This window comes from Arthrobacter sp. 05L417 (assembly GCF_056397865.1).
In genome coordinates this window covers 13,037-39,771 of the sequence record NZ_JBFTOG010000045.1, presented here as the reverse complement: position 1 = coordinate 39,771, position 26,735 = coordinate 13,037, and the positions used below count along the sequence as shown (strand labels likewise).

30 protein-coding genes are annotated in these 26,735 nt (G+C 63.5%); 12 read left to right on the top strand and 18 right to left on the bottom strand.

Annotated features, from left to right (window positions below):
- Positions 1-480 (top strand): HNH endonuclease (locus AC1DJW_RS23385; RefSeq protein WP_476902645.1); only part of this gene is annotated, 480 nt, incomplete at its 5' end.
- A gap of 316 nt (positions 481-796) precedes the next feature.
- Here the strand turns inward: AC1DJW_RS23385 and AC1DJW_RS23380 are convergent.
- The 5 genes from AC1DJW_RS23380 to AC1DJW_RS23360 all read right to left on the bottom strand — a co-directional run bounded on the left by AC1DJW_RS23380 (position 797) and on the right by AC1DJW_RS23360 (position 4,783).
- The gene (locus AC1DJW_RS23380; RefSeq protein WP_459342246.1) at positions 797-1,528 is read right to left on the bottom strand and encodes a hypothetical protein; all 732 of its coding nucleotides are present in this window, start codon (positions 1,526-1,528) and stop codon (positions 797-799) included.
- Complete coding sequence (locus tag AC1DJW_RS23375) at positions 1,525-2,076, bottom strand: RNA polymerase sigma factor (RefSeq protein ID WP_284756114.1); 552 nt, start codon at positions 2,074-2,076, stop codon at positions 1,525-1,527. The genes AC1DJW_RS23380 and AC1DJW_RS23375 overlap by 4 nt, the downstream gene beginning before the upstream one ends.
- A gap of 133 nt (positions 2,077-2,209) precedes the next feature.
- The gene (locus AC1DJW_RS23370; protein WP_284756108.1) at positions 2,210-2,875 is read right to left on the bottom strand and encodes a hypothetical protein; all 666 of its coding nucleotides are present in this window, start codon (positions 2,873-2,875) and stop codon (positions 2,210-2,212) included.
- A gap of 204 nt (positions 2,876-3,079) precedes the next feature.
- Positions 3,080-4,129 (bottom strand): Gfo/Idh/MocA family protein, encoded by a 1,050-nt coding sequence (locus AC1DJW_RS23365; RefSeq protein ID WP_476902644.1) that lies wholly within the window; start codon positions 4,127-4,129, stop codon positions 3,080-3,082.
- A gap of 42 nt (positions 4,130-4,171) precedes the next feature.
- Entirely contained in the window at positions 4,172-4,783 is a 612-nt protein-coding gene (locus tag AC1DJW_RS23360) for a TetR/AcrR family transcriptional regulator (RefSeq protein ID WP_269993912.1), read from the bottom strand.
- A 123-nt stretch (positions 4,784-4,906) separates the two neighbouring features.
- Between AC1DJW_RS23360 and AC1DJW_RS23355 the strand changes: the two genes are divergently transcribed.
- The 3 genes from AC1DJW_RS23355 to AC1DJW_RS23345 all read left to right on the top strand — a co-directional run bounded on the left by AC1DJW_RS23355 (position 4,907) and on the right by AC1DJW_RS23345 (position 6,847).
- Positions 4,907-5,470 (top strand): NAD(P)H-dependent oxidoreductase, encoded by a 564-nt coding sequence (locus tag AC1DJW_RS23355; protein ID WP_284756112.1) that lies wholly within the window; start codon positions 4,907-4,909, stop codon positions 5,468-5,470.
- A 79-nt stretch (positions 5,471-5,549) separates the two neighbouring features.
- Positions 5,550-5,948: a DUF1801 domain-containing protein gene (locus AC1DJW_RS23350; RefSeq protein ID WP_284756113.1), complete on the top strand. Its 399-nt coding sequence runs from the start codon at positions 5,550-5,552 to the stop codon at positions 5,946-5,948.
- Positions 5,949-6,112: 164 nt separating this feature from the next.
- Entirely contained in the window at positions 6,113-6,847 is a 735-nt protein-coding gene (locus AC1DJW_RS23345) for a GerMN domain-containing protein (RefSeq protein ID WP_476902643.1), read from the top strand.
- Here the strand turns inward: AC1DJW_RS23345 and AC1DJW_RS23340 are convergent.
- Entirely contained in the window at positions 6,836-7,663 is an 828-nt protein-coding gene (locus AC1DJW_RS23340) for an isocitrate lyase/PEP mutase family protein (RefSeq protein WP_284754826.1), read from the bottom strand. The two genes, AC1DJW_RS23345 and AC1DJW_RS23340, sit on opposite strands and share 12 nt — an antisense overlap.
- Positions 7,664-7,777: 114 nt before the next feature.
- Between AC1DJW_RS23340 and AC1DJW_RS23335 the strand changes: the two genes are divergently transcribed.
- The 3 genes from AC1DJW_RS23335 to AC1DJW_RS23325 all read left to right on the top strand — a co-directional run bounded on the left by AC1DJW_RS23335 (position 7,778) and on the right by AC1DJW_RS23325 (position 10,004).
- Positions 7,778-9,085 carry an aminotransferase-like domain-containing protein gene (locus AC1DJW_RS23335; protein ID WP_476902642.1) on the top strand — a complete coding sequence of 436 codons (1,308 nt, stop codon included), beginning with the start codon at positions 7,778-7,780 and terminating at the stop codon, positions 9,083-9,085.
- Positions 9,082-9,510 carry a universal stress protein gene (locus tag AC1DJW_RS23330; RefSeq protein ID WP_476902641.1) on the top strand — a complete coding sequence of 143 codons (429 nt, stop codon included), beginning with the start codon at positions 9,082-9,084 and terminating at the stop codon, positions 9,508-9,510. Before AC1DJW_RS23335 ends, AC1DJW_RS23330 begins: the two co-directional genes overlap by 4 nt.
- Positions 9,511-9,665: 155 nt before the next feature.
- Positions 9,666-10,004, top strand: a complete 339-nt coding sequence (locus tag AC1DJW_RS23325; protein ID WP_113990649.1) for a hypothetical protein — start codon at positions 9,666-9,668, stop codon at positions 10,002-10,004.
- Here the strand turns inward: AC1DJW_RS23325 and AC1DJW_RS23320 are convergent.
- The 5 genes from AC1DJW_RS23320 to AC1DJW_RS23300 all read right to left on the bottom strand — a co-directional run bounded on the left by AC1DJW_RS23320 (position 10,001) and on the right by AC1DJW_RS23300 (position 15,735).
- The gene (locus tag AC1DJW_RS23320) at positions 10,001-10,567 is read right to left on the bottom strand and encodes a phosphatase PAP2 family protein (RefSeq protein ID WP_390281979.1); all 567 of its coding nucleotides are present in this window, start codon (positions 10,565-10,567) and stop codon (positions 10,001-10,003) included. The genes AC1DJW_RS23325 and AC1DJW_RS23320 overlap by 4 nt on opposite strands.
- A 96-nt stretch (positions 10,568-10,663) precedes the next feature.
- A complete protein-coding gene (locus AC1DJW_RS23315; RefSeq protein ID WP_476902640.1) occupies positions 10,664-12,226 on the bottom strand; it encodes a dihydrolipoamide acetyltransferase family protein in 1,563 nt (520 codons plus the stop codon).
- A 57-nt stretch (positions 12,227-12,283) separates the two neighbouring features.
- The gene (locus tag AC1DJW_RS23310; RefSeq protein ID WP_284754817.1) at positions 12,284-13,264 is read right to left on the bottom strand and encodes an alpha-ketoacid dehydrogenase subunit beta; all 981 of its coding nucleotides are present in this window, start codon (positions 13,262-13,264) and stop codon (positions 12,284-12,286) included.
- On the bottom strand, positions 13,264-14,472 hold the full coding sequence (gene pdhA / locus AC1DJW_RS23305; RefSeq protein ID WP_390281866.1) for a pyruvate dehydrogenase (acetyl-transferring) E1 component subunit alpha: 1,209 nt from the start codon (positions 14,470-14,472) through the stop codon (positions 13,264-13,266). Before pdhA ends, AC1DJW_RS23310 begins: the two co-directional genes overlap by 1 nt.
- Positions 14,473-14,616: 144 nt before the next feature.
- Positions 14,617-15,735, bottom strand: a complete 1,119-nt coding sequence (locus tag AC1DJW_RS23300) for a histidinol-phosphate transaminase (RefSeq protein ID WP_476902639.1) — start codon at positions 15,733-15,735, stop codon at positions 14,617-14,619.
- Positions 15,736-15,841: 106 nt separating this feature from the next.
- On the opposite strand from AC1DJW_RS23300, the gene AC1DJW_RS23295 reads away from it, so the two are divergent.
- Entirely contained in the window at positions 15,842-16,270 is a 429-nt protein-coding gene (locus AC1DJW_RS23295; RefSeq protein ID WP_390281868.1) for a phage holin family protein, read from the top strand.
- A gap of 43 nt (positions 16,271-16,313) precedes the next feature.
- On the opposite strand, the gene AC1DJW_RS23290 is transcribed toward AC1DJW_RS23295, so the two are convergent.
- Complete coding sequence (locus tag AC1DJW_RS23290; RefSeq protein ID WP_476902638.1) at positions 16,314-17,684, bottom strand: hypothetical protein; 1,371 nt, start codon at positions 17,682-17,684, stop codon at positions 16,314-16,316.
- The gene (locus AC1DJW_RS23285; RefSeq protein ID WP_476902637.1) at positions 17,684-17,992 is read right to left on the bottom strand and encodes a hypothetical protein; all 309 of its coding nucleotides are present in this window, start codon (positions 17,990-17,992) and stop codon (positions 17,684-17,686) included. The genes AC1DJW_RS23290 and AC1DJW_RS23285 overlap by 1 nt, the downstream gene beginning before the upstream one ends.
- A gap of 191 nt (positions 17,993-18,183) precedes the next feature.
- On the opposite strand from AC1DJW_RS23285, the gene purB reads away from it, so the two are divergent.
- The 3 genes from purB to AC1DJW_RS23270 all read left to right on the top strand — a co-directional run bounded on the left by purB (position 18,184) and on the right by AC1DJW_RS23270 (position 20,963).
- Positions 18,184-19,626, top strand: a complete 1,443-nt coding sequence (gene purB, locus AC1DJW_RS23280) for an adenylosuccinate lyase (RefSeq protein ID WP_284754811.1) — start codon at positions 18,184-18,186, stop codon at positions 19,624-19,626.
- A 50-nt stretch (positions 19,627-19,676) separates the two neighbouring features.
- Positions 19,677-20,336, top strand: a complete 660-nt coding sequence (locus AC1DJW_RS23275; protein ID WP_476902636.1) for a histidine phosphatase family protein — start codon at positions 19,677-19,679, stop codon at positions 20,334-20,336.
- 123 nt (positions 20,337-20,459) lie between these two features.
- Positions 20,460-20,963, top strand: coding sequence for a GNAT family N-acetyltransferase (locus AC1DJW_RS23270; protein ID WP_476902635.1), 504 nt, complete (start codon positions 20,460-20,462; stop codon positions 20,961-20,963).
- A gap of 65 nt (positions 20,964-21,028) precedes the next feature.
- Here AC1DJW_RS23270 and AC1DJW_RS23265 read toward each other — a convergent pair whose 3' ends face one another.
- Positions 21,029-21,922 carry a cytochrome c oxidase assembly protein gene (locus tag AC1DJW_RS23265; protein WP_284754805.1) on the bottom strand — a complete coding sequence of 298 codons (894 nt, stop codon included), beginning with the start codon at positions 21,920-21,922 and terminating at the stop codon, positions 21,029-21,031.
- 226 nt (positions 21,923-22,148) lie between these two features.
- On the opposite strand from AC1DJW_RS23265, the gene AC1DJW_RS23260 reads away from it, so the two are divergent.
- The gene (locus AC1DJW_RS23260) at positions 22,149-22,583 is read left to right on the top strand and encodes an acyl-CoA thioesterase (RefSeq protein WP_476902634.1); all 435 of its coding nucleotides are present in this window, start codon (positions 22,149-22,151) and stop codon (positions 22,581-22,583) included.
- A 214-nt stretch (positions 22,584-22,797) separates the two neighbouring features.
- Here AC1DJW_RS23260 and AC1DJW_RS23255 read toward each other — a convergent pair whose 3' ends face one another.
- Genes AC1DJW_RS23255 through AC1DJW_RS23240 form a run of 4 tightly spaced genes read right to left on the bottom strand, consistent with a single transcriptional unit; the run spans position 22,798 to position 26,735 of the window.
- A complete protein-coding gene (locus tag AC1DJW_RS23255; protein ID WP_078107213.1) occupies positions 22,798-23,547 on the bottom strand; it encodes an SDR family oxidoreductase in 750 nt (249 codons plus the stop codon).
- A 57-nt stretch (positions 23,548-23,604) separates the two neighbouring features.
- Positions 23,605-24,945, bottom strand: coding sequence for an MFS transporter (locus AC1DJW_RS23250; protein WP_476902633.1), 1,341 nt, complete (start codon positions 24,943-24,945; stop codon positions 23,605-23,607).
- A gap of 57 nt (positions 24,946-25,002) precedes the next feature.
- Positions 25,003-26,016, bottom strand: a complete 1,014-nt coding sequence (locus AC1DJW_RS23245) for a 5-oxoprolinase subunit C family protein (protein WP_284754800.1) — start codon at positions 26,014-26,016, stop codon at positions 25,003-25,005.
- Entirely contained in the window at positions 26,013-26,735 is a 723-nt protein-coding gene (locus AC1DJW_RS23240; protein ID WP_476902632.1) for a 5-oxoprolinase subunit B family protein, read from the bottom strand. The genes AC1DJW_RS23245 and AC1DJW_RS23240 overlap by 4 nt, the downstream gene beginning before the upstream one ends.

Below are 26,735 nucleotides of genomic sequence, written 5' to 3'. Positions count from 1 at the left end.
TTCAAGGTCTGGCTCCGGCGCCTTTACACCGCCCCCGGAACCGGAGAACTTGTCGCCGCCGATTCCCGGGCCCGGCTCTTCCCTGCCGGCTTGCGGCGCTTCATCCAAGCCCGCGACGACACCTGCCGCACCCCCTACTGCGACGCACCCATCAGGCACTTCGACCACATCATCCCCTGGCACCACGGAGGACCCACCACCCTGGCCAACGGCGCGGGCCTGTGCGAAGCATGCAACCACACCAAAGAACTCCCCGGCTGGACAGCAAAAACCAGTCCCGGGACACGGCATGTCCTGGAAATCCGCACCCCCACCGGACACCACCACCGGTCAACAGCCCCGCCCCTGCCAGGCAGCAATCCACTAGGAACCGACCCGCCCGATATCGCGGGACCGTATTCCAGGCGCCACCGACGCGCGCTCCGACACCAAGCCAAAGCGCTCAAATACGCCCGCGTCACTGAACTAGAAGCCGCCTAAGGTCCCTAGGAGATTACTGAATTAGTCACGGGCCGGGCCCGTCGACTGGACTCATGTGGGTGTTGGTTAAGCCAAGCATCGGGGACGCCTCTGCCCGGATTCCGTGATGGAGGACCTCTTTCGTCCTGAAGAGAAAGCGCCGGCGGGCGGTGGATTCGACTGACCTGGACGATGCGATCGCGAGGCAAGACTCGATTACGCAGCTGATCGCCGGGACCCGCCGCTTCGGCCCTGATGTCCGTGGCGGCTTGGTGGCGTTCCGCCCGCGTCACCGAACTACGGGCCGCCAGGTCAGCTCAGCCGAACACGCCCCAAGTTACGGCTTCACCGGGTTGCCCGGAAGGATCTCGGAAGGAACGGGCTGGGGCAACGGGAGCGTGGGGGTTGGGACCTCCGGCGTCGGGATCGTGATCTGTCCCGGGCGGCCCTTGGCGATATCGTGCAATCCATTGCGCGGATCCGACTCGGACCCCGGCGCAGTAGTGCCGGGAGTGGCGTGCGGCGATGGATGCGTGTTGTTGTTTTGGGCGTCGAGGCTTGAGGACTCCGGAGAAGGCGACGCGGGAATGCTTGTTCCCCGGGTGGGCATCGGAACCGGCTCCGGGCGGGTTCCCTGCTGTTGCGGTCCTGTGCCGCCCGAGCCGGGGGTGAGCTGGGAAACAACCGATCCCACTACGGCGCCCAAGTGTTCGATCGTTCCCGGGATGCCGCCGTCGGACGCAGCCGCGGCGGTAGCTCCGGCGGCAAGGGAAGCCGCAACGGCAAGAGCCGCAATGCCGGCACGGCGCTTACGACGACGGCGCGCGGCCAGTTCGTCGATCGGCGCACCCGCGGTGCGGGCTAGCGGGGTTGTGGCCGCGACAGGTGCAGCCGCAACGCTCGCAGGTGCCATCAAAGCCTGCACAGCCGCCGATGGCTGCGGCCGGGTGCTCGCAAGGGCTTGCAGTTCCAGCAGCTCTGTCCGGATCTCGTACGCTTCGTCGAGTCCGGCTTCAGCAAGCAGGCGGTCAACGCCTTGCTCGCCGAAGGATGCGGATTTTTCGCTCATGATGTGCCATTCCTTAGTAGTGCACGTTCTCTCAGTGCACTCAATGCCCTGCGCTGCAACTGCTTCACGGCTCCTTGGGACTTGCCCATGATGTCCGCTGTTTCTTCCAACGACAGGTCCGCCACGACCCGTAGCGCCAGGACCTCCCGGTAATCGGGGTTGAGGTCGGCCAGTAGCTCGGTTACGCCCAAGCCTTCGCCATGTCCGAATGCCTGGTCCTCGGCCGAGGGCGCGCTCCGCGAATCCAAATCAGATTCATAGGGCGCGGAATCAGGGGTGCGTTCCCGCTTGCGATAGTGATCCACCATTCGCGCGTGCGCTATGGAGAAGAGCAGGGTTTTGGCCCCTTGGAGACCTCCTCGGAGGGAATCCAGTTTGGGATAGAGAGCCAGGAACACGTCCTGGGTAACTGCTTCCGGATCGTCCACGCCGCGGGCGCGCAGGTATCCAAACACCGGTCCGGAAAACTCGTTGTAGGCAGCCGTGAAGAGCAGTGCGGGATCTTCCTCGTCCGCCTGCAAATATTCGTCAGCCAAAGGGTCAAGCACCCGCGACCCCTCCATCCCACGCAGCGCGGTCATCGTCCCTGGCCTGAGAAATGACCACCGCTGCAGTCTGTTGCGTCGCGGGGCTCCTTGTCATTTAGCCAAGGAGCCCCGCCGTTCAAGCGTAGCCGCAGTGTTACGGGCTGACAGAATCGGACGGAACGTGCACAGGTGCGGTCGGCACGTGGGACGGCACGGCCGGGACTGCCGGTACAGCGGGGACGGCCGGAGCGGACGGCACTGCGGGAACAGCCGGTACGGCAGGCAATGCGGCGTTTCCATCGGCGTCGGCGCTGGCGGAAGCAGATCCGTCAGCCTTCAAGCCGGCAGCCTTGCCTTCGCTCACGACGGTGGCGCAGTGTGCGCTGACGTTGGCTTCGCCGCCAGCGGCAACTACCAGTGACGAGTAGCCGGGCACCTTGGTGTCAGCCTTCAGGCCGCCGTTGAGGAGGGCGGTGCAGAGGCCGAACGCCTCAGGTGAGGTGGCCTTGGCCGAAGCGGCCGCGGCCTTGGACTTTGCGTCGTCGACGGCGTCCGTGGCCTTGGACTTAGCGTCGGCAGCGGCGTCAGTCGCCTTCGACGTTGCGGCCTGGGACGCGTCGGCCGCCTTGGACTCTGCGGACTCGGCTGCTTTGGACGCGGCCGGAGCCGGGGCTCCAAGCAACTCGTGGGCGCTCTTCTGCAAATCGTTGGGAAGCGCTCCGTTGAAGGCTGCGACGCCGGTTCCGCCAACCGCTACAGCTCCGGCGGCAAGGACGCCGGCGGCGATTTTGCTGGTGGCAAGGACAGTGAACAAGGACATGAAACCCTCCGACAAACGTTTTGGGACTGCTCCGGCAGCGGCTTTGTCGCTACCGGATGATGAGTGCGGACGTTGCCCACACTCCCCCTACATCGCTGACGGTCCCGGCGAAGTTACGCCCGATCCAAAAAAAACTTTCAGCGAACTGGCAGTAGGTGACCCTTCCCAAGCGTTTTGGGGTCATTTGATGCCAGTTCGCTCCGGTCAGGCGAGCGTCCTGGCTTGCTCAATCAGCTTGAGCACCTCAACTGGGCCGGCCGGATCCACGGGGAGCGGCAAAGCGGAGGCGGCACCGCCGTCGGCGATCTTCTCCGCAAGGATCCGGTAGAACTCCTGGTAGGCGCCACGCTTGGTGGGTACCGTGGTCCGCACGCCGTCGATTTCCAGGGTGCCGTAGTGGTGCGGATCGTCGACGCCGTAGGCGCCATCCGTGGGCCGACCGCCCGCCACGATGAAGGGTTCCTGAGGGTCGATTCCGAACTTCACGAATCCACCCTTGCTCCCCAGGATGCGGAAGCGTGGCGCGTGAAGCTGGCTGTTGACGTTCATGGCGACGTGGCTGAGCACTCCCGAAGCGTGCCTTAGGGCCAGGAAGACGTCGTCGTCAGCTTTTTCCTGGGGCCGTCGCGCCAGGATTTCGGCATGGATGACTTCGGCGGGACCGAACATCTGGATCGCCAGGTCCAGCAGGTGGGTTCCCAGGTCGAAGAGCAGCCCGCCGCCGCCGTCGTCGGCCGTGGCACCAGCCTTCCACGCTTTGCTTATTTCTGGCGCCCACCGCTCCATTGACGCTTCGCAGCGCATGACCTCGCCCAACGTCCCGGCGTCGAGCAGCTTCTTCACCGTGAGGGCGTCGCCGTCCCAGCGGCGGTTTTGATAGACGGTAAGCACGCGGCCCAGCCTCGCGGCCAGATCGATCAGCTCCTGTCCCTGCGCGCTGGTCACCGCGAACGGCTTGTCCACGACGACGTCGAGCCCGGCTTCCAGCGCGGCCTTCGCGAGCGGGCGATGGGTCGCTGGCGGCGTGCCGAGCACTACGAGGTCCAGCTCACCGGCTAGCGCCAGGACGTCATCCGGACTGTCCACGATCCTCGTGCCGGGATACCGTTCTTCGGCTTTGGCCTTACGGCCCGGGTCCGAAGTAACGATGACGTCGAGGGAATACGCCCGATTGGCTGCGATGAACGGCGCGTGGAAGACGCTGCCGGAAAGGCCATAGCCGACGACGGCGGTGCGGATCGGTGTGTGGGTCATGCCGCTACGCTACCGGGCGAAGGTGGCCCGGCGAAGGTTATGTCAGCAGTCTTTCAGCAGGCGCGTAACGAGCTCTCGCCACGACGCAGCCAGGCGCTCCGGGGCGACTCCATGGGCGCGGAGGGAATGGAGCATGCGCTCGGGATCCAGCGTGGCGCCGAGGGAAAGAGCTAGCAGCCATGGATCGCGGTCCAGGCCCGCTTCCCGCAGCAGCATCTCGATGTGCCGGTGCCACAACACGACCGGCGGGGCGTCGTGCCGGTTTTGCGGGGAATGCTCCGCCGCGGCACGGGCCAGCTCGCCGTATTCTTCGACATATTTGATGCGCGCTTCGCCGAAGGCAATGAGCCGTTCAAGTGGGGGCGCTCCGGGGCCTAGCGGCGGCGGACCGAAGATGAACTCGCGCTGGAATTCCGCTTCGGCGTCGCTCAGGAGGGTCATCATGAGTCCTGCCCGACTGCCGAAACGGCGAAATACGGTTCCCTTCCCGACGTCTGCCCTGCACGCGAGCATGTCCATCGTGACGGCGTCCACTCCGTGTTCAGCCACGAGATCCCTGGCAGCCTGAAGGAGCCGTTCGCGGTTACGCGCGGCGTCGCTGCGCTCCGGCTGCGTCCCGAAAGGCGAACCGGGCCGGATGGGGATGAGGCTCACAAAAACATTCTAGCCTCGGGAATAATAAGCGGACCGCAGTCCGTTTAGAATCTACGAAGGCAGCAAAAGCCTCCAAAACCGAGCGCCTGCGGCACCGTCCGCGGCCAGACCCAAGGAGTTCCCATGTCCAAGAACACCGTTCTCGCCCTTGTTGGCAGCCTCCGCGCCGATTCCCACAACCGCAAGCTCGCCGAAGCCATCCAGCTCAACGCCCCGGAAAACGTCGAAGTACAGATCCACGGCTCCCTCGGCAACATCCCGTTCTACAACGAAGACATCGACGTCGAAGGCCAGGTTCCGGCCGAAGCCGCAGCTCTCCGCGCTGCCGCCGCCGAAGCGGACGCAATCCTGCTCGTCACGCCGGAACACAACGGCACCATGCCGGCGTCGCTCAAGAACGCCATCGACTGGCTGTCCCGCCCGTTCGGCGCCGGTGCCCTGGCAGGCAAGCCCACCGCCGTCGTCGGTACCGCTTTTGGCCAGTTCGGTGGCGTCTGGGCGCAGGACGAGGCCCGCAAGGCAGCCGGCATCGCCGGCGCCAAGGTCCTCGAGGACGTCAAGCTTGCCGTCCCGGGTTCCATGATCCGCTTCGCTGAACTGCACCCGAAGGACGACGCCGAAGTTGTTGAGCAGATCAAGGGCATCTTCGAGCCGCTGACTGCCGTCCAGGAAGAAGTCGCAGCCTAGTTCCCAGTTGGCCCCGAGAGTGCCCCTGTCCCGCCGTTGAGGCGTGGGCGGGGGCACTCTTTGTCGATACGATGGCGGCATGGCCGACTACAACCGCCATCCCGACGTCGACGCCTACCTTGAGGCCCTGCCGGACTGGCAACGCGCCATCGGCGGGCAACTACGCGACCTCATCCACGAAGCCGAGCCCGAAGTCGTCGAAACGATCAAGCGCCGCACCCGGCCCTACTTCGTCCTCGACGGCAACGTCTGCGCTCTGCTCGCAGCCAAGGACCACGTCAACCTGTTCCTTTACGACGGCGCGATTGTCCCCGACCCGGACAACATCATCACCTCGGGGCACGACAACAAAACCGCCCGCATGATCACTTTCCATCAGCACGACGTGATCCCGAGTGAACCGCTTATCACCATGCTGCGGCAGATCGCGGCAAACAACCGTGCAGGCGGTTGGCGGAAGATCAAGGGAACGGACTAGCCGGAACGCCCTTCGAAACAGAAGGAATGCGTCACCGCACCGCTACCATTCCGTGACTGAGCTGAGGCCGAACCGTCATGGACGGAGCGGCCCACACCAGGACGGCCAGCCGTAACGTTGAGTTACAGGCACCAAAGGTGATCAGGGCAGGAGCGGGGGCTGTCATGCGGCTCGGGCGCGGCGTGGAATGCACGACGACGGCGATCGCCGCGCTGTGCCTATCCCTCGCGTTCTGCCTGGCCGGCTGCGCCTCCCCCGCCGGCGGTGATCCGGGCGGATCACCCTCCGCGCAACCAGCCTCATCTGGCTCCGTCCAAGTGACGCAGGAGCCGGTAGCCGGGCCAGTCCCCATGCCCCTCCCGGCTCCTCCCCCGTATATCAACCCGCCGCCCACGGCATCGCTGCCAACCACTGCGAGCCCGCACGCACCCGTCGCGAGCCCGCAGGCACCCCTTCCTCTCCCAACCGCCGGCGAATTGACTGGGACTGCCGTGTATTTCGTGGCAATCGGCGACGGCGGCAGCCGCGGTGTGCGGTTCGGTTGTGACGACAGCCTCGTGCCTGTCTACATCACCGCACCTCCGGGCAGCGACCCGCTGGCCGCGGCAATGGCGCAGCTGCTGGCGTCCGACGGGACCGCATCCCGGGCAGGCTTGTACAACGCACTCTCGGGCTCCGCGCTGCGTTACGTTTCGGGCTACCTCGACGGCACCATTGCTGTCGTGAACCTGAGCGGTTCACTTCGCCCTGGAGGCGTGTGCGACAACCCTCGGATCGAAACCCAGTTGGCGCAAACCGCGGTGGCGGCTACGGGAGCATCCCAGGCAGCGATCTACATCGACGGAAAAACCCTGGCGGACGTACTCAGTTTGCGCTCAGCTGGCCAGTCACTCGAATAGCGCGTCCATGTCTGCGTAGCTCCGGCTTCCGGCCAGGCCCGACCAGTTTCCATCGCCAAGAACTTCCATTGCCAGCCTTGAGACCTTCGCGTAGGCGGCCCTGGCAGTGCTGCCCCCGATGCTGATTCGCCGCACTCCGACTTCGTGTAATTCTCCGGGCGACGGCGAACCCAAGCCGGCCAGCGCATTGAGCGGTACGCTGATCCGCCGGGAAAGTTCGTGCAGGACATGGAGATCGGCCAACCCGGGTACGAATATTCCGTCCGCCCCGGCCCGCTGATAGGCGTCCGCGCGGCGCAGCGTTTCCTCATATGCCGTATCCGGAAACTTTCCAGACCAGTAAGTGTCGGTACGGGCATTGATGAACAGCCTGACGCCCGCGTCCTCGGCAGTCTGCCTGATCAGCGCTATGCGCTTGGATTGTTCGGCGATGTCGCTCAACGGCTGGTCCGCCGAGTCCTCAATATTGATCCCGACTGCGCCCGCGTCCAGCACCGCTCGAACCGTGGCCTGGAGTTCTTCGTCAGAACGCCCGTAGCCAGTCTCGATATCCGCGGTCACGGGCAAGCGGGTGGCCTTTGCTATCCGTGCCAGCGCTTCCATCGCGAGGTGCCGCGGAAGGTGGTCCCCGTCCTGGTACCCCAGGCTCCAGGAGACAGCCGAGCTGGAGGTGGCCACCGCCGTCGCGCCCGCTTCTTCGACCATGCGCGCAGATGCCGCATCCCACGCATTAACCAGCACCAACGGCGCATGCGGCAAGGCATGGAGCTCGTGGAAGCGGAGAGCTTTGGATTCGAGTTCGGGATGCGTCGTCATGGCTCTATTCCAGCCTTCCTGTGTCCGGACGTAAAGCGCTTCGCACCGTGAATCCAAAAAATGGGATGAAACATCCGTTGCTCAATTGGCAACTCTGGGGAGTATCCTTTCACTGTGACCCACGAAACATTGGATGCCGGGCCCGAGTTGCCCGCGGAAGCAATCGACGCAATAGAGCGAGCAGCAACTGCCGCCCACCGCCACGAGGAACTTTTCTCGGAGCGCGCCGCCAACATCAAGCAGTCCGCTGTGCGTGACGTCTTCGACATCTCAATGCGGCCGGGACTCGTGTCCCTCGCGGGCGGAAACCCCTATCTGCAGTCCCTGCCCCTAGAGAAGCTCGGCCAAACCGCTGCCCGCATCATCGCGGAAGAAGGCATGACGGCGCTGCAGTACGGCGGCGGACAGGGCACCGAGGAACTGCGTACCCAGATCTGCGAGATCATGGCCGCGGAAGGCATTTTGGACGCCCGCCCGGAGAATGTGGTGATCACCGCGGGTTCCCAGTCGGCCCAGGACGTGGCCACGAAGGTCTTCTGCAATCCGGGCGACGTCGTCCTCGTGGAAAACCCCACGTACGTGGGCGCACTGAACACCTTCGAGGCGTACCAGGTCCAGGTTGAGACCGTGGACATGGACGACGACGGACTGGTCCCGGAGCTCCTCGAAGCCAAGATCGCCGCGCTTCAGGCGCAGGGCAAGGCCATCAAGTTCCTCTACACGATCCCCAACTTCAACAACCCCTCCGGCATCACACTTGCTCCGGCGAGGCGGCAGCGCATCGTCGATATATGCCGCAATGCGAATATCCTGGTGCTGGAGGACAACCCTTACGGTCTCTTGCGCTTCGACGGCAAGCCGTTGGAACCAATGCGGGCCGCGAATGAGCACGACGTCATCTACATGGGTTCGTTCTCCAAGATCTTTGCCCCGGGACTGCGCATCGGGTGGGCCCTGGTACCCGAGCACTTGCAGCGGCGCTTCTACCTGGCTTCGGAAGCCGTGACCCTGTGCCCTCCCACCCTGAACCAGATGATCATCTCGGCATATCTTCGGGACTACGACTGGCGCGGGCAGATTGACACCTACCGGGCCCTGTACGAGGAACGCTGCAATGCCCTGCTGGTGGCGTTGGAAGAGCACATGCCTCCCGGCCTCAGCTGGACCAGGCCCGAGGGCGGCTTCTTCGTCTGGGTCACCTTGCCCGACGGTGTCGACACATATCCACTGCTCAAGAGGGCGATCGCGGCGGGGGTCGTGTTCATCCCCGGCGCGGCGTTCACGCACTCCGCCGAACCATCCAACAAACTAAGGTTGGCTTTCAGCGCAGTGCCACCGGAGTCCATCGCCGAAGGCGTCCGCCGATTGGCGCCGGTTTTGCAAGAAGCCATTGATGTCATCAGCAAAGGAGCAGATATATGAGCGGAATAGTCCTCGTCGGAGTCGACGGCAGCGTAACGGCAAGGCGGGCCGCCGATTCGGCAAAGAATTTGGCGACCGCATTGGGCGCGGAACTGCGCGTCATCACCGCTTTTGAAGGCGCCCACGTGGAGGTTGTCGAAAGCGGAGGCGACAAGTGGATTCTCTCCGATGCCGACGCCGCCGAGAAGGTAGCCGGCAAAGTGGCCGCTGAGCTCGCTTCCAATCAGTTGACCACCAGCTATGGAGCGGTCTTCGGCAAAGCCGGAGAGGCCCTGGTCAAGGAAGCCGAACGAGTGGGCGCCCAAGTGATCGTGGTCGGCAACCGCCGTATGCAGGGACTGGCCAGGGTTCTCGGCAGTGTTGCCAACACGGTGGCGCACAACGCGCCGTGCGACGTCTACATTGCCAAGACAGACGAGCCTTAGGGAACTCCCCGACCCCGGGACTTTGACGGGGATCACGTGTTGTGGTGGGCGGTCTCACCCCGATTTTGGCCGTGCGGCTAGGATGCCGCCGATAAAATTGAAGTCGCCCCCAAGGGCGCGAGCCGTCCATCACAACAACCCGTAGGGGATCCCTTTTGCTCACTCTCCAGCCGCGCCAACGCGTCGGCCACGACATTCTGCTCGCCCGCCACGGCAATCACATCAGCTCCATGCGCTTCGACCGGGCAAATGACCGCATCGTGGCACTTCTCGACGACGGCTCGGTAGACAGCGCTCCGAACATGATCTCCCCGTTGCTCCAGATGCCGGAGACGTTCCGCAGCATCCTTCGCTCCGACTGGAAATTGTTGCTTGTGGTTGCTTCCGCGATGCTCGCCGTCGGAGCCCTGGCCATGGTGCTGTCATTTGGAATGATCGGCAGCATGAGCGACCAGCAACTGCGCGACCTCGCGCTCAGCTATACGTCCTACTAGCCCAGCCAACCGCGCAGGACCCACCAAAGTCCCGCGATGACCATCCCGCCGAACAGCGAGCCGGCAATGACCTGGCCGCGGGTATGGTCCCGCAGGACGACGCGGGACCAACCGACGGCCGGAACCAGAAGCAGCAACGGCAACCACGCCGGCCCGAACATGAGGGCCACAATGACTACGGCCGCGGAAATTGCCGAGGCATGACCGCTGATTTTCCACACAAGGCTGACTGCGGCCAACACCGTGATGCCGCCAATCAGTGCAAGGATCATCGCTGAGACGCTCATCGGGGCATGGATGAGGTTGAGGACAACCAGCCCCAGTACCACGGACACGAGCGCAAGCATCAGCAAAGGCGCACGCTCCTTGCGATCACTGACGTGGTGGTCGCTGAGTTTGCCGAGCCTCACCATGAGCAGGACATAGGCCAGCGGCAGCACACACACAAAGAGCGCCGCTAGAACCCCGAACCATATCGTCCCCGGGAAACCCGGTTCCACCGCAGGGCTGATGAGCAGCAAGACGGACACGACGGCGGGCGGCTGGAAGACTTCCGTCAGGATCCGGGCAACACGGTGCCGGGCCGAGGAGGCCCGTCCAGCTGCTGGCTGGGCACTGCTCCCGCGGCCCCCGGTGCCGCGCTGCCCAGTCAAGCAACCTCAGTCAAGCAGGAGGGCCGGTTCTTCGAGAATGGATGCGACGTCGGCCATGAAGCGGGCCGAGAGGTCCCCGTCCACCACGCGGTGGTCGAACGAACCGCCAAGCGTCGTGATCCAGCGAGGGATGACCTCGCCGTCGAGCACCCAAGGCTTTTGCTTGATGGTGCCAAACGCGACGATTGCCACCTCGCCGGGGTTGATGATGGGCGTTCCGGTGTCGATGCCGAGGGCGCCGATGTTCGTAATGGTCAGCGAGCCGCCCTGCATCTGCGAAGGCTGGGTCTTGCCCGCACGTGCCGTACTCGCTAGCTCGTTGAGGGCAAGGGCAAGTTCCTTGAGCGAAAGGTCCTGGGCATCCTTGATGTTCGGGACCATGAGCCCTCGCGGCGTAGCTGCGGCAATACCGAGGTTCATGTAGTGCTTGACGTGGATCTCCGCGCCGCCCTTGCCATCGGCGTTCTCTACCCAGGTCGCGTTAACGCTCGGGTTGCGTGCGGCGGCCCAAATCACGGCCTTGGAGAGAATCAGTAGCGGCGATACCTTGATGCCCTCAAAGTCCCTGGAGGCCTTGAGCCGCTTGACGAATTCCATGGTGCGGCTGGCATCCACGTCAACGAAGATACTCACGTGGGGTGCCGTGAACGCCGATTCCACCATGGCCTTGGCAGTAGCCTTGCGGACGCCCTTGACGGGAATCCGTTCCACCCGCTGATCCTGCGGCTTCTTGGACGCACCCCAGAACGTGTCTGCTTGATCCACCTCGGCATCGCGCTGCGACTGGTAGCTGACCAAGTCCTCGCGGGTCACTTCGCCGCGGGCTCCCGTGGCAACGACGTCGGCCAGGTCAATCCCCAGTTCACGGGCGATCTTGCGCACGGGCGGCTTGGCCAGCACCCGGTTGACGAGGCCACTGACCGTTGCACCGATGCCGGTGAGACCCGGTGCCTGGTTTGCGGATGTCTGGCTTGCGGCTGCGGGCTGCTGTGCGGCAACGGGCGGGAGTGCCGGAGCAGCGGGTTCTGCCACTCGCTCAACGGCGGGCTCGACGGCGGCGGGTGCCGTGCTCGGCGCGGCGGCGGGCACCGAAGTAGCACCTTCCGGGCGCTTGCGCGGGCGGCGCTTGACGGCGTCGGCCTTCGGACCGGAGCCAACCAGCGGGCCGCCGGCGGGACCGCCGTCGGACGTTCCGGCGTCGACGGGCAACTTGCCGTACATCGAGGCTTCGAAGACCTGTTCGGCCGCAGGCGCGGCAGGTGGGGTGGGGGACGGTGCGGCAGCCGTCGGAGCCGCAGGCGCCGGGGTGAGCTCCGATTCTCCCGAAGCATCGTCCGAAATGCCGATAATCGCGGTCCCTACTTCAACCGTGATGCCTTCGGCAACGAGCAATTCTGCCACGGTGCCGGCATACGGGGACGGCAATTCCACGAGGGACTTGGCGGTCTCGATCTCGCAGATGACATCGTTGATGGCCACGGTGTCGCCCGGCTTGACCTTCCAGGAGACGATTTCCGCCTCGGTCAGTCCTTCGCCGACATCCGGCAGGTTGAATTTCTTAACAGTCACTTAGGTCCTCGATCTCTGCTGGCCCGTCCGCGTGGCGGAGGGTGCAATCAGGGGCGGCTAGTAGGCCAGGGAACGGTCCAGGGCTTCGAGGATCTTGTCGATATCCGGCAAATAGTCCTCCTCCACCTTCGCCACGGGATATGGCATGTGGAAACCGCCCACGCGGATGACCGGAGCCTCCAAGTGGAGGAAAGCACGCTCACTGATCCGCGCGGCGATCTCGCCACCGATCCCCCCGAACGTCGGTGCTTCGTGCGCAACGATCAATCGGCCGGTCTTTTTGACGGAAGTAGTGACAGTGTCGAAGTCGATGGGGGAAATCGAGCGCAGGTCGATCACCTCGATGCTGTGCCCGTCCTCTTCCGCCGCCGCTGCGGCGGCCAGCGCGACTGGGACCAGCGGCCCGTAAGCCACGATGGTGGCGTCCGAGCCTTCGCGCAGGACGTGCGCTTGGAACGGATCCGACGCCGGTCCTGGGTTCTCGGTGTCCACCTCGCCTTTGAGCCAGTAGCGGCGCTTGGGTTCGAAGAAGATGACCGGGTCCGTGCAGTCGACAGCCTGCTGGATCATCCAGTAGGCGTCGTGGGCATTGGACGGAGTGATGATGCGCAAGCCGGCCGTGTGGGCGAACAGCGCTTCGGGCGATTCCGAGTGATGTTCGATCGAGCCGATGCCGCCACCGTAGGGAATGCGGATGACCACGGGGACAGTCAACTTGCCGCCGCTGCGCGAGTGCATCTTGGCCAGTTGCGTGGTGATCTGGTTGAAGCCGGGGAACACAAAGCCGTCGAACTGGATTTCGCAGATGGGACGGTAGCCGCGCAAGGCCAGGCCTATGGCCGTGCCGACGATGCCGGACTCAGCCAGTGGGGTATCCACTACGCGGTCTGCGCCGAACTCCCGGATGAGTCCGTCGGTCACGCGATAGACGCCGCCCAGCGGGCCGATGTCTTCGCCCATAAGCAAGGACTTCGGGTTGTTGGTGAGCGAGGCACGCAGGCCTTCGTTGATGGCTTTGGCAATGGTCATAGTGGTCATCAGTTGCCTGTCCCCTCTTCCTCGTCGCCTTCGAATCCGGCGGAGTATTCCTCGAACCAAGCAAGTTCCTCGGCCACCAGCGGGTGCGGCTCGGCATAGACACCGGCGAATGACTCGCGGAAGTTGGGGCCCTGCAGACCTTGCGTGGTGCTGCGGACGTGGGCTGCGAGCTTGTCACCGTCAACCCTGACTTGCTCGAAGAAAGCTTCATCGGCCAAGCCCTCGCTGCGGAGGTACTTCTCCAGGCGATCCAAGGGATCCTTGCCCCGCCAGGCGGTTTCCTCGGCGGATTCGCGGTACTTGGTGGGGTCGTCCGCCGTCGTGTGGGCGCCAACGCGATACGTATATGCCTCAATGAGCACGGGACCACGGCCTTCACGCGCGTGCTCAAGCGCCCACTCGGTGACCGCATGGACTGCGATGACGTCGTTGCCGTCCACCCTGATGCCCGGGAAGCCGTATCCCTTGGCTCGGTTGAACAGCGGAACCTTGGTCTGGACCTCGGTGGGGACGGAGATGGCCCAGTGGTTGTTCTGGCAGAAGAACACCACGGGAGCGTTATAGGACGCCGCGAAGACCATGGATTCGTGGACGTCGCCTTCGGAGCTGGCACCGTCGCCGAAGTAGGCCACAACAGCAGCCTTCGGATCGTTGGAACCATTGGCTTCCGCGAGCTTTTGGTCGCGCTGGATTCCCATGGCGTACCCAACGGAATGCAGCGTCTGGGCCGCAAGCACGAGGGTGTAGAGATGGAAGTTGTTCTCGGTGGGATCCCAGCCACCATTCGAAATTCCGCGGAACAGCTTCAGGAGTTCCGCCAGATCCACATCGCGGGTCAGCGCAACGCCGTGTTCCCGGTATGTGGGGAAGATGTAGTCCTGACGTTGGGTAGCGCGCCCGGAACCGATCTGGGCGGCCTCCTGGCCTGTCAGGGGAACCCAAAGTGCCAGCTCTCCTTGGCGCTGAAGGGCCGTGGCCTCCTGGTCGAAGCGGCGGACCTTGGCCATGTCGGCATAGAAGCCGCGGAGCTGCTCAGGCTCAAGGCGCTTGGCGTAGTCCGAGAAGACGGGATCTGTCCCTAGCTTGCCGTCCGGCCCCAGCAGCTGGATCATGTCGGCCGCGGGATCGCTCGAAGCGCCTCCCGCAGGAGACTGCTGATCCAGTCCCGTTCCGTTGATCCCGGGGGTGGGCAATTGAGTTGCGCCCATTCCGTCTCCTTGCCTGCCGCAGCCCGATGCTGAGCAATATTCGCTGATATATGCCGATTCCGGAATGCATTCCGGAATCGGCATATCTTGGCTTTCGTCCCTTACTTTATCCGCAGTAAGGGACGCAGGGGCATTTGTTAACCGCTAGGAAGCCTGCGGCGCTTTTGTATAGGACGCACAGAGTTCCAGGAATCGAGTATTGGCCTCGACCTCTCCAATGCTGACCCGGACGCCTTCGTTGCCGAAGGCCCGCACGGACAACGCACGCTCGCCTGCAAGTCCGGCAAATTCGGCGCTATTCTCACCAAGATTCAGCCAGACGAAGTTGCCTTGGGCCTCGGGCACGAACCATCCCAGCTCCCGGAGTCCTGCGGTAACCCGGTCCCGCTCATCGACCAGGCTTTGTACCCTTTCAACAACCTGGTCGAAATTCTCCAAGGAGGTAATGGCGGCACGTTCGGCAATCTGCGAGACGGCAAACGGCGTGGCAGCGACGCGCAAATGCTGAGTGAGATCCGGACCGGAAACGCTGTATCCAACACGCAGCCCCGCTAGCCCGTGAGCCTTGGAGAAGGTACGGAGGACCACGACGTTAGGGTACTTGCGGTACAGCTTGATGCCGTCCACGGCGTTCTCGTCCCTGACGAACTCCTGGTAGGCCTCATCGATAACAACAACGACGCCCGCCGGCACTGACTGGATGAACCGTTCGGTTTCCTCGGCGGTGATGATGGGACCCGTGGGGTTGTTCGGCGTGCAGAGCAAAATCACCTTGGTGCGGACGGTGACAGCGGCCGCCATGGCCTCGAGATCGTGGCGTCCATCGGAAAGCAACGGGATCTGGACACTCTCGGCACCGGCCAGTCCTACGGAGATGGGGTAGGCCTCAAAGGAGCGCCAGGCATAGATAACCCCATCAGCCTTGCCGTCGTGGTTCTGCCCTGCAAACGTGGAAAGGATCTGGTTCAGGGCTCCGAGGCTTCCGGCTCCAGTGACGACGTCGTCAGCAGGGATTCCAAGGAAGTCAGCGAGCGCCGTGCGCAGCTTGGTGGACAAGGGGTCCGGATACCGGTTGATGTCCGACTGATCAGCGATTGCCTCGAGCACAGCGGGAATCGGGGGCAGCGGGTTTTCATTGGACGACAGTTTGTAGCTGGTCAGGCCCTCTATTGCTGCGGGAGGCTTGCCTGCAGCATATTTGGGGAGCCTGTCCACAACCGGGCGGGGACGCACGCCCTCCGGTGCGTTGTCAGAAGAATTCATGGCACCAGCCTACTTGCAGGGCTTCGGCCCTCGCTGGCAAGCCCTCCGGCCAGCGTGGGCGAAAACCGGCGCATGTGAAAACCGGCGCATGTGAAAGCATGGGCGTATGGGTTCATTCATCGTGCGTGTCCTGATCAACGGGCTGGCCCTCTGGGTTGCCAGCTGGATTCTGCCCGGAATGGATATTTCCACTTCGGCAACCACCAACGCAGTAAGCAACGCGGGGGTCACTCAAGGCAGTGACACCTTGGGCGTGGTTCTTGCCTATCTCTTCATAGGGCTCATTTTTGGCATCGTCAATGCCTTTGTGCGGCCTTTGGTCAAGCTGCTCTCCCTTCCGATCACGATCCTCACCCTCGGCCTGTTCACGATTGTCATCAACGCGGCTATGTTGTCCCTGACGGCCTGGCTTAGTAGCTACACACCTGTGCACCTCACCATCGACCGTTTCTTCTGGACCGCGGTTCTCGCTGCGATCATCATCAGCCTGATTTCCATGGTGGCCAGCTGGATTCCGGGCGGTGGCAGGCGGTAGCAGGCGATAAGAAGCCTTACGCCAGCATGTTCCTCGGCTTTCTTCATCGTCCTGCCCGCGGGGCCGGGGGTGTTTCGCGGGTCAGTTTGAACCGCGTCACTTTGGCCGCTCCGCCAACGCCCAGTATTCCGCCAAGAGCGGCTGTGGAAGCGGCCAGTGAAGGATCGGAACTGAGCTGCACGAGCTTTGCCCCTTCCTCGTAGCGTGAGAGCTTGTGCGCCGGTCCGATGCCTGGCTCTTCGCCGGGTGCCAGGCTCACCGGATTGGTCATGGTCACCGTGACCCTGTCCTTGGTATCCTGATTCGCTTTGCCGTCCGCCCCGGGAACCCAATCCTGTTCGTGCTCCAAATGCAAGCTCCCGATGCCGGCTTGCGGGGTCATCCCGCCGACGGGCGATCCAGCTGTCACCACAAACTTGAGGTCATAATCGGCGAGGAACGCTTTGTCCTGGCTCAAGTTCATGGCATGGATTCCGCCCTGGCTATGGCCGACTGCCACCACCGTTTCGCCGGCTGCGGCGCCTGCCTCAAGCAATGCCTGACGGATGGCCTTGCTGGTCTCCGTCGAGTTGTAGCCCAGCGCTTCGGCAATCCCGGCTTCGTCCAATGGATTGCTGCCTCCGGGCGGATTGCCCGGCTGGGTACCCGGAATCAACACCACCCAAGCCTTCTCTCCGTCCCTGTCCACCTGCACAACTTCTATCTCGCCCTCTGAAGTGGCACCGAGGTGATCCAGCTCCCTGAGCATTCCTGCCGCCGACAGGTCCATGCTCTTCGTGGCGGTCTCGCCCCGGCCGACCGCAATGGGACGCGGCCTGAGGAAAGACAATGCAGGGGCCGCCACGATGGCTCTCAGGACAACGCCGACATCAGTGGGCCCGACGATCGCCCCCGCAAGGTTTGCCGTTGCAGGGGGTAGCCCCATCATCAGTTCCAATATGCGGGTCAGATCCCGGACGGCTCCTTCTGTGACTCCCCTCAGGCCGAGGTCCAGGGGATTCGGGCCAGTCGCGAGGACAGGCATTCCCATGCCCATCCGCAACCTGATCGCCGCATGTGATTCCGCAAACTCGTATTCACGGTGGCTTGCCCTGACATCGTTGCCGATCCGCTGAAGCTGTTCGCGGACCCGTCCAACGTCCCGTCCGCTCTCACCGACAGCAATGATGGCGTTGCTTCCACTCATGTAGGACGAGCCCTGGTACGGGAAGAGAGCCACCCTCACCGCTTCGGCTTCCACTTCAATGGCCCGCAGTTGGAGCACCAGTCCGTCCAGCGCGGCAGCGCCAGCAAGCAGCTCTTCGAATTGGAAACGGATTCCGCCGACTCCGCCGCGTATCCGCAATGTGCCATCCGGCTCGGGTGTTCGAGGGTGGGGACTTCCGCCCGCGCCGACAGGAGCGACCTCGGCCATCAGAAGCCAGGCGGGAGTTTCGCTGCCACATTTTGGGCATGGCGGAGAGTCACTGAGGCGGCCTCGCGCAAGGCATCACGCCCCCTTCGAAGGGCGGCGGCCTGCAAAGCCAGCGTGGTCCGGTAGGCACGGCCGGCCGGCGACTCCCATTCCTCGAGTTGCAACTGCGCCAGCTTGGCAAGGACGGCATCGGCTTGGTCGGCGCAGACGCTCATCCGCCATCCGAGCTTCTGGATCTCCGCATCTCGTGTAATACATTGCGGCGAATCCAGATCCGTTCCTCCGGCCGCCATAAGAATGCCGCTCAAGACGTTGCCCTCCTCTGTGTCCATTGATGTTCTGGCACCGACGCTACGTTGTGCTCCGGGGGCGCGGAACCGCCGTGATCGGCTATGTGGATAACTGCCCGAAACACAGCCGGGGCGGGGAAACTGCGATGTTATGCACATAGAGAAGTCCGGCTTAATGGCGCGAGCCGAGTTCATGAAAGAATTGCCTCATGCCTGAAACCGTCGCCGCCGCTGTTACCCGTACGCCCTCTGGACGCCTGGCTCTCGCCGCGTCGCCGGAGCCGATCGCCTTGGGCCCGCTGGACGGCCGGTACCAGTCCGCCGTGGCTCCCTTGGTCGACTATTTGTCCGAGGCCGCTCTCAACCGCGACCGCGTGGCCGTCGAGGTCGAGTGGCTCATCCACCTGACCAGCAACAACGTGCTTCCGGGCGCCGGCCCCCTGACCGCGGAACAACAGGAGAAGCTGCGCGCCATCGTCACTGAGTTTGACGCCGCTTCGGTCACGGAACTCGCTGAAATCGAAGCCGTCACGGTCCACGACGTCAAGGCCGTTGAGTACTACATCGGCCGCCGCCTCCCCGCGATCGGTATCGAGAACCTGACCGCAATGGTGCACTTCGGCTGCACGTCGGAAGACATCAACAACCTCTCCTACGCCTTGGGCGTCAAGGGTGCCGTGGAAGATGTCTGGCTTCCTGCTGCCACCGCCTTGGTGAAGCAGATCGAAGAGATGGCCGAGGAGAACCGTGCCGTCCCGATGCTCTCCCGCACGCACGGCCAGCCGGCTACGCCCACCACTCTTGGCAAGGAACTGGCAGTCATCACGCACCGCCTGAGCCGCCAGCTGGACCGCGTTTCCAAGACCCAGTACCTCGGCAAGATCAACGGCGCTACCGGCACCTATGCAGCGCATGTCGCTTCCGTTCCCGGCGCCGATTGGCAGGCCGTAGCCCAGTCCTTCGTTGAGGGCCTGGGACTGACGTGGAACCCGCTGACCACCCAGATCGAAAGCCACGACTGGCAGGCCGAACTGTATGCCGACGTAGCCCGCTTCAACCGCATCCTGCACAACGTCTGCACGGACATCTGGAGCTACATCTCGATTGGCTACTTCCGCCAGATCCCGGTTGCCGGCGCCACCGGCTCCTCCACCATGCCGCACAAGGTCAACCCGATCCGCTTCGAAAACGCCGAGGCAAACCTCGAGATCTCCAACGGACTGTTGGACACCCTGGGGGCCACGCTGGTTACCTCCCGCTGGCAGCGAGACCTCACCGACTCTTCCTCGCAACGCAACATCGGCGTCGCGTTCGGGCACTCGCTCCTTGCGATCTCGAATGTTGCCAAGGGACTCAAGGCCCTGGACGTCGCCGAGGATGTGCTGGCAGCCGACCTCGACACCAACTGGGAAGTCCTGGGCGAGGCGATCCAGATGGTCATGCGCGCCGAGGCCATCGCCGGCGTTGAGGGCATGGAGAACCCGTACGAGCGACTCAAGGATCTCACCCGCGGCCAGCGCGTCGATGCCGTCCGCATGCAGGAGTTCGTCTCGAGCCTTGGCTTGTCTCCCGAAGCCGAGGCACGCCTCCTGGCACTTACTCCGGGCAAGTACACGGGTATCGCGGACCAGTTGGTGGACCACCTGAAGTAAAGGCCACATGGACCCGGCGTTTCCGAATCGATGTAAGGAATTGTGTCAGCATGAGGCTCTTGCTTATCCGCCACGGGCAAACCCCGGGAAACGTCTTGGGGCAATTGGACACGGCGTTTCCCGGTCCGGGACTAACTGAACTCGGCGAACGTCAGGCCGCTGCGCTCCCGGAGTCTCTTGCCAACGAGGACATCACGGCCATCTATGCATCCACGCTGATCCGCACCCAGCTGACGGCGGCCCCGCTTGCAAAAGCCCTCGGGCTTGAGGCCACTGTATTGGACGGCCTGCAGGAGATTGAGGCCAGGGCCTTGGAGAAGCTCACCGACCACGAATCGCACCACCGGTACATGAGCACCGTTTTCGCTTGGACCGACGGTGAACTCGACGTCCGCATGCCGGGAGCGGGCAACGGCCACGAGTTCTTCGCCCGCTACGACGCTGCCATTGCCAAAGTGGCAGCGGCAGGCGACGAAACCGCCGTCGTGGTCAGCCATGGTGCCGCGATCCGCTGCTGGGCCGGTCGCCGTGCCGTGGATGTCGGCCGCAAGTTCGCCGCCACCCACCAGTTGCAGAACACCGGAATCGTGGTCCTCGAAGGCGACCCGGAGATCGGCTGGCGGCTGCTGCACTGGGACCAAAGCCCCGTAGGCGGACTTGCCTTGGCCGACCGGACAGTCGAGGATCCCACCGGCGACGCCGTCGAATAACGGTTGCTCGGGGTCAATCCCAACGCCCCGTAATTCTCCGGACGCTTACGCAGAGGAAACACCGCGGTAACCCCCGCTTCCTAGGCTTGATAGGCATAACCCCCTCCGGCGAAAGAGGTTCCGATGCAGACCAATCCGCGGCTCAACATCAGGCAGGTCACCTGGGCAAATCCGGTGGGTGCAGACCTCCGCGCGGCGCAGCAAGCCGAACTGGACGCACGCTTCGGTAACTCAGACCACGAGCCCGGACCCGCGCCATCGGAATCTGATACTGCCGTTTTCGTCGTTGCCTACGAAAAGTGCTCCGGCCAGCCTCTGGGTTGCGGAGGGCTAAGGATTCTGGATGCTCAAACCGCCGAAATCAAACGGCTGTACGTCGTCCCGTACGCGAGGGGCTCAGGAGTTGCGAGTTCGATCCTTGCCGCGCTGGAGGCGCAGGCACATGCCCACGGTTTCAGCGTGATCACGGCCGAAGCGGGATCTGCCCAATCGGACGGCCGCAGCTTCTACGAAAGCGCCGGCTTCGCCCTAGTGCCCAACTTCGGTCCGTACATCGGCGTCAGCCACTCACAGTGCTACGCGAAGCCGATCGATTCGCACAGCGCCTCACACACGGCGATGGCCTAGGGACCGGCCAGCGCCAGCCCGGGCAACGCCCGCCCCCGCACCGTCAGCCCGGCCGGCTCGCACCATCAATCCAGGCTGCGTCCGCCCTGCCCCAGATGTGCCCGATTCAAGGCTTCGATTTCTTCATCACTCAAGTCGTCGAAGCTCTTGGCCTCGTGCTTGTCGCTCCGGGAGAACCGGACGAACATCAGGATGATGAGGGGAAGATCCACGATCTCCGCGAGGAACCACATCAAGTCTCCCGCGAGTTGCTGGTCACGCAACGGTGAGGGAAACCAACCTGGCTGATTGCCCAAAATTGACGTGGCGCCGTCAAGAATTCCCGGACTGAGCCGCATCAGGACCCCAGGCACCGCGTCGGCGAGCAGCTCAATAAATACAAAGATGAACTCGACCACAATGAGCGATGAGGTGCGTCCTGCGCCGTCTTCCATGATCGGTACGGTCATGAGGAGTCCCATGACGGGCACCAGCAAAGTCAGGATCATGTCGGCGGCGGGGTTGGTCCGAAGCACGTAGAAGAACGGCGTCAGGAACACTGTGAACATGGCGAGCCCCAGAAGTGCCGCCACGAGCGTGTTGCTGAGCATGCGAACGAGCCGGTGCCCGAGGACCGCTTCGACCCTCGCCGCGCCGACGGGGCCAAGGGTCTGCCTTGCGAGTGTCAGCGGCTTGCCGAGGCCAATCAAGAGCGGGACCACAAACAGGTAGGACGTCACTTTGAGGGTGAATGCCCACCGCAGATCGTGGCTGTAGGTTCCCGGGAATCCGAAGCTCAGTGCCGCGAAACTACCCAGGCCAAGGGCGAAGAAGGCAAACGAGTTCCACAAGGGCCAGCGGATGTCCCGGCGCTTGGCAGCAATCAGCCCCTTTGAATACAGGGCGACTGCGGCGATAAGAATGACCAGGGCAGGCCAGTTCATGGACCAGGCGCCCAGCACGGCGTCCAACGGTGGCATGGTCAGAAGTCCAAGCCGGAAGGCCGGGCGCCCAGCCCAGCGCTACGGTGGGTTTTGTCGATCTTCATGGTGTTCCTCCAGCGCGTTCCCGGTGTGCCGCGTGGTGCGCGAATCGGCGTGTCGTGTTGTGCCCTGAACCGGGTGCACCGTATCCATGTTACGGAGTCGCGCCAAGCATGGCACGCCGCAGGAGACGCGGGCGTCCAGGCTCGGCTAATCTCGCATTATGGAAAAGGCTGACATCACGTTCCGGACCCGCAAGTGGATACGTCCGGAGGACCTCAACGCCAACGGCACGCTGTTCGGTGGAAGCCTGCTGAAATGGATCGACGAGGAAGCGGCAATCTACGCAATCCTCCAACTTGGAAACGGCCGCGCCGTCACCAAGTACATCTCCGAAATCAACTTCGTCAGCTCGGCCGTCCAGGGCGACCTGGTGGAGATGGGCCTGACGGCGGTCCGTTTCGGCCGGACGTCACTGACCATGCGTGCGGAGGTGCGCAACATGATCACCCGCGACAGCATCCTGACCATCGAGGAAATCGTGTTCGTCAACCTCGGGCACGACGGCCGGCCGGAACCGCACGGCTACACGGAAATCACGTATGACCGCGACCGCATCCCCACGCACCACCTGATGCAAGCCCTTCACGAGGACTGAGCGCCCGACGTCGGGCCCCTCCTAAGCGTCGGGCCCTTCCTAAGCGGCGGGCCCGCCCAAAGAGGCAGGCCCGACTAAAAGGCTTTTTCCCCGGAAACGGGTGCTGGCGGCCGCGAAATTCGCGGCCGCCAGCTTGTATTTCCAGCAACGGGAGTGATGTCACTGGAACTTTGGGGCGCCCAGGACGGGCGCGGCGCCTCAAGGGAGGCGGGGGTCAGCGCCTGTCGAAGGTGAGACCGCCGGGGACCTGGAACGTCGGCATGAGTTCCAGCATGCCCACATTGACGTGGCGCGGGGTTTCGATGGCGTAGTCGAGGGCGTTGACGATGTCGTCAGTGGTCAGCGACTCGTAGCCTTCGTAGTACGTCTTCCACGCTTCTTCCATGGCTTCAGGCGTGCCGCCCATGTTCCGGCCGAAGATCTCGGTTTCCACACGCCCCGGGCAGATCTCGGTCACGCGGATGCGCTTGCCGACCGTGTCGTTCCTGAGCTGGCGGGAGATCTGGTGCACGGCTGCCTTCGTGGCGTGGTACACCGTGTGCCCATAGAAGTTGTAGACCCCGGCGATCGAGCTGATGTTGATGATGTGGCCAAGGTCGCGCTCCACCATGCCCGGCAGGACCAGCCGCGTGAGCTGAAGCAGGCCGCGAAGGTTGACGTCGATGAGCTCGTCGATGTCCTGCTCGGACGAGTCCAAGAGGTTCCCGGGCCGGGAAACTCCGGCGCAGTTGACCAGGACGTCGACCTTCAGCTCGCTTACGACGGCGGTCAGGGCCGCCGTGTCGGTCAGGTCGACTACGTGCGGGATAGCACCCGTACGATCGGCCAGTTCGCTGAGGCGTTCCTCGTTGCGGGCCACGGCATGAACGGTCAGGCCCCTTTTGGCCAGGCGCTCCGTGATCGCGGCACCCATACCGGTTGACGCTCCGGTGACGAGGGCGGTGTTGTAGTCGGAAAAAGACATCGGTTCTCCAAAGAGTGGAAATGGAAGGCACGAACTGTGCCTGGAGGTCAGCGGCGCCTAAGCGTCGCGCAGGGGTTCGTGTGCCCGGTCCTTGACCGTGCTCACGGCTGCGAGCGTGCCGAGCGCCGTGACGACTGCGTAGAAGGCCGGCATGTAGATGTTGCCGGTGCTGCTGATGAGCCAGGTCATCAGCAACGGAGCAGTTCCGCCGAAGAGCGCGGAGGAGATGTTGTAGCCGAGGCCGTACGCGGAATACCGAACACGGGTGGGGAACAACTCAACGATCAGGATGTGGATGACGGCCGTGTGGCCGGCGAAGACGATGGCCATGATGGAGGCACCGAGGATAGCCAGGCCCATGCTTCCTGTTGCGATGAGGGCGTAGGACGGGATGCCCAGGATGGTCATGGCGATGGCGGAGCCGGCGATGACCTTCTTGCGGCCGATGCGGTCGGACAGGGCGCCCATGAAAGGAATGGCGATGCAGATGACAACCAGGCTGCAGGCGGTGATGAACAAAGCCTCGCCGATGGTGAAGTTGAGCTGCTTGCCCTTGAGGAACGTGGGCATGTAGGAGAACAGGACGTAGTAGCCGGAGCCGTTCATGAGCGGGATGAAGAGGGCCAGAACCATGGCCCGGCGGTGCTCAGCGGACTGGAAGGCTTCCTTGAGCGGGTTCTTGGAGAGGCCGCCCTCTTCCTTGAGCTTCGTGAAGTTGGGCGTGTCCGCGATGGCCTTGCGGATGTACCAGCCGATGACGCCCATGGGAATGGCGACCAGGAAAGGAATGCGCCATGCGAAGGCGCCGAAGCCACCGCCGTCGATCGCGGCCTGGGTGAGCCACGGAGACATGGAGAACGCTACAAGGGTGCCGGTGAGCAGTGCTGCGAACGAAGCGATCTGCGCGTAGGAGGTGATGATGCCGCGCTTGCCCTCGGGGGCGTGTTCAGCGAGGAAGGTCATGGCGCCGGCGGCTTCGCCACCAACAGAGAAGCCCTGCAGGAGCCGCAGGAGAACGAGCAGGATGGGAGCCGCGATGCCGATAGCCGCGTACGTGGGCAGGATTCCGATACCGGCGGTGGCCACGCTGATCAGCAGAATGACGAAGACCAGTAGCTTTTGCCTGCCGATCCGGTCGCCCAAATAGCCACAAACAACTGCGCCGAGGGGCCGGACGAAGAACGAGACTGCGTAGCCGGCGAAGACGAACAACAAGGCGTTGTCCGGGTTGCCGGGGGCGAGGAACACCAAGGCAAGTGTTCCGGCCATAAACGCGAAGATGCCGTTGTCATAAAGTTCCACGAAGATGCCAACGCAGCCTGCGGTGACAACCTTGCGCGTTTGACGGCCTGTGAGCCGTTCATGCTGCACTTGCGCAGCGTTGGTGTTAGCGGTCATGACATTTCCTTCTTGATGTTGAGCGTAGCAACGCCTATTGGTTTTGACGACAGGTTTTTAGCTGCATGCCGCAACCGGGAGGTCCTGCCACTGGGGTCGGCATCCAATGCCAAGTAGTCCGAAGACTGTGTTGACGGATTCGCGGAGGGTCTCAAGCTGCGCCCGCGAGCGCCGGTGGGCGGAAGTTGCCTCCGCCACTGTTGTTTTCCTGAAGTGGACCTTGTCGCCCGGGCGGGCTTGGGCAAGGACGTCCAGGCCATTACTGGTGACCACTGCGAGGACGGGATAGCCGGCGGTGACGCCGCGTCCCCGATGCAGTACCAGCAACTCTTCCCGGGAAGGAACCTCGACGGCGCCCACTGGGACCCCGCGTGATAGCACTTCACCATTTGAGGTTCTTTCCGGAAGTTCGCCGCCAAGCCTCAGGCCGATGTGGTTGCTCCGGCCACTCACGGCGTATTCCGATGTGAAGAGCAGCTCGGCGGAATCACCAAACTCAGCGACATCCGGACCATCGGTCACATCGACCATCAGCTCCTGCCCCATGTTCGGCCGTTCAAGACCAAGCCGGAAGAGCGGAAGGTCGAAGTACGGTTGGCGAACCGGGCCCACGCTGCGGCGGGTCAGGAGCGTGGTTCCTTCCTTGAGCTGCAGGCCGAAGCCCACAACGGTGTCCGGAGCACAACTACCCAGCAGCGTTGGTGCCTCCACGGAGCCGTGGACGGCCAGGTAGGCACGGAGGCCCCGGTTGATTCCCCGGATGGCCACCGTCTCGCCCGCTCGGACCGAAACCGGTTCCCATTGGCTGCACGGACGCCCGCCGACGGTGAGCGTCAGCGGAGCCCCCGTGACTGCGATCAGGATGTCGGAGTGCGCCTTCATCCTGAAGTCCAGGGCCGTGATCTCCACCAGGGGATCGTTGTCCAGGTTGCCGGCCAGGATGTTGGCGGCCCGGGCCGAATACTGGTCCAAGGCGCCATTGACAGGCAGTCCAAAGCGAGGTCCACGGAACCGGCCAAGGTCTGTGACCACGGCGTTGCCGGGTTGCTGGATGAGAATGTGCCCACTCATGGCCTTGGTTCCAGTTCCTTGCCGACGTATGAATCGAACTCTCCGGCATCGATACGACGGAAACGGAGAATGTCTCCTGGCTTGTAGGGAACCAGTGGTTCACGGCGGATGTTCAGGACGGTCAACGGGGTTTGACCGATGACGCACCAACCACCCGGCGCGGACGCGGGAGCGATGACGGCTTGGCGTCCGGCAACTGCCACTGCCCCCGCCGGGACGCTGAGCCGCGGATCCTTGAGGCGCGGCACGGGCTTGGGGAACGCGGGACCGTCCATCATGGGCGAGCCGGCAGGAGCACCCAGGCAGCGGACGGTGTAGGTCTTTTCGGTGTGGAAGCGGATGACTTCCTCGGTGGAGATGCCTTGGTACTCGGCTACCTTCTCCAGGTCGGGACCATAGTCGCCTCCGTACACCACCGGAACGTCAAATTCACGAGGTGTTGCTTCGGTGCCGGCGGACCGGCCCATTTCAAGGAGTCCCAGCTTTACGAACGCGCGCACTTGGCGGGCCGACACCAGGACGGGGTCGAATTCCACCAGCACGGAATCGTAGGTAGGTACTGCGCCGTGAAGGCCCTCGGCACCACAGCTCTCCAGCCAGTCAGCAAGACGGTGGACCGTGAGCCAGTTGTCCTCGCTTGCTTCAGCAAGGGCGACGACGCGCAATGCGGAGTCTCCGGATTCGTAGATCTCGGTGGGAGCCGCGGTCAGAGAGGACAT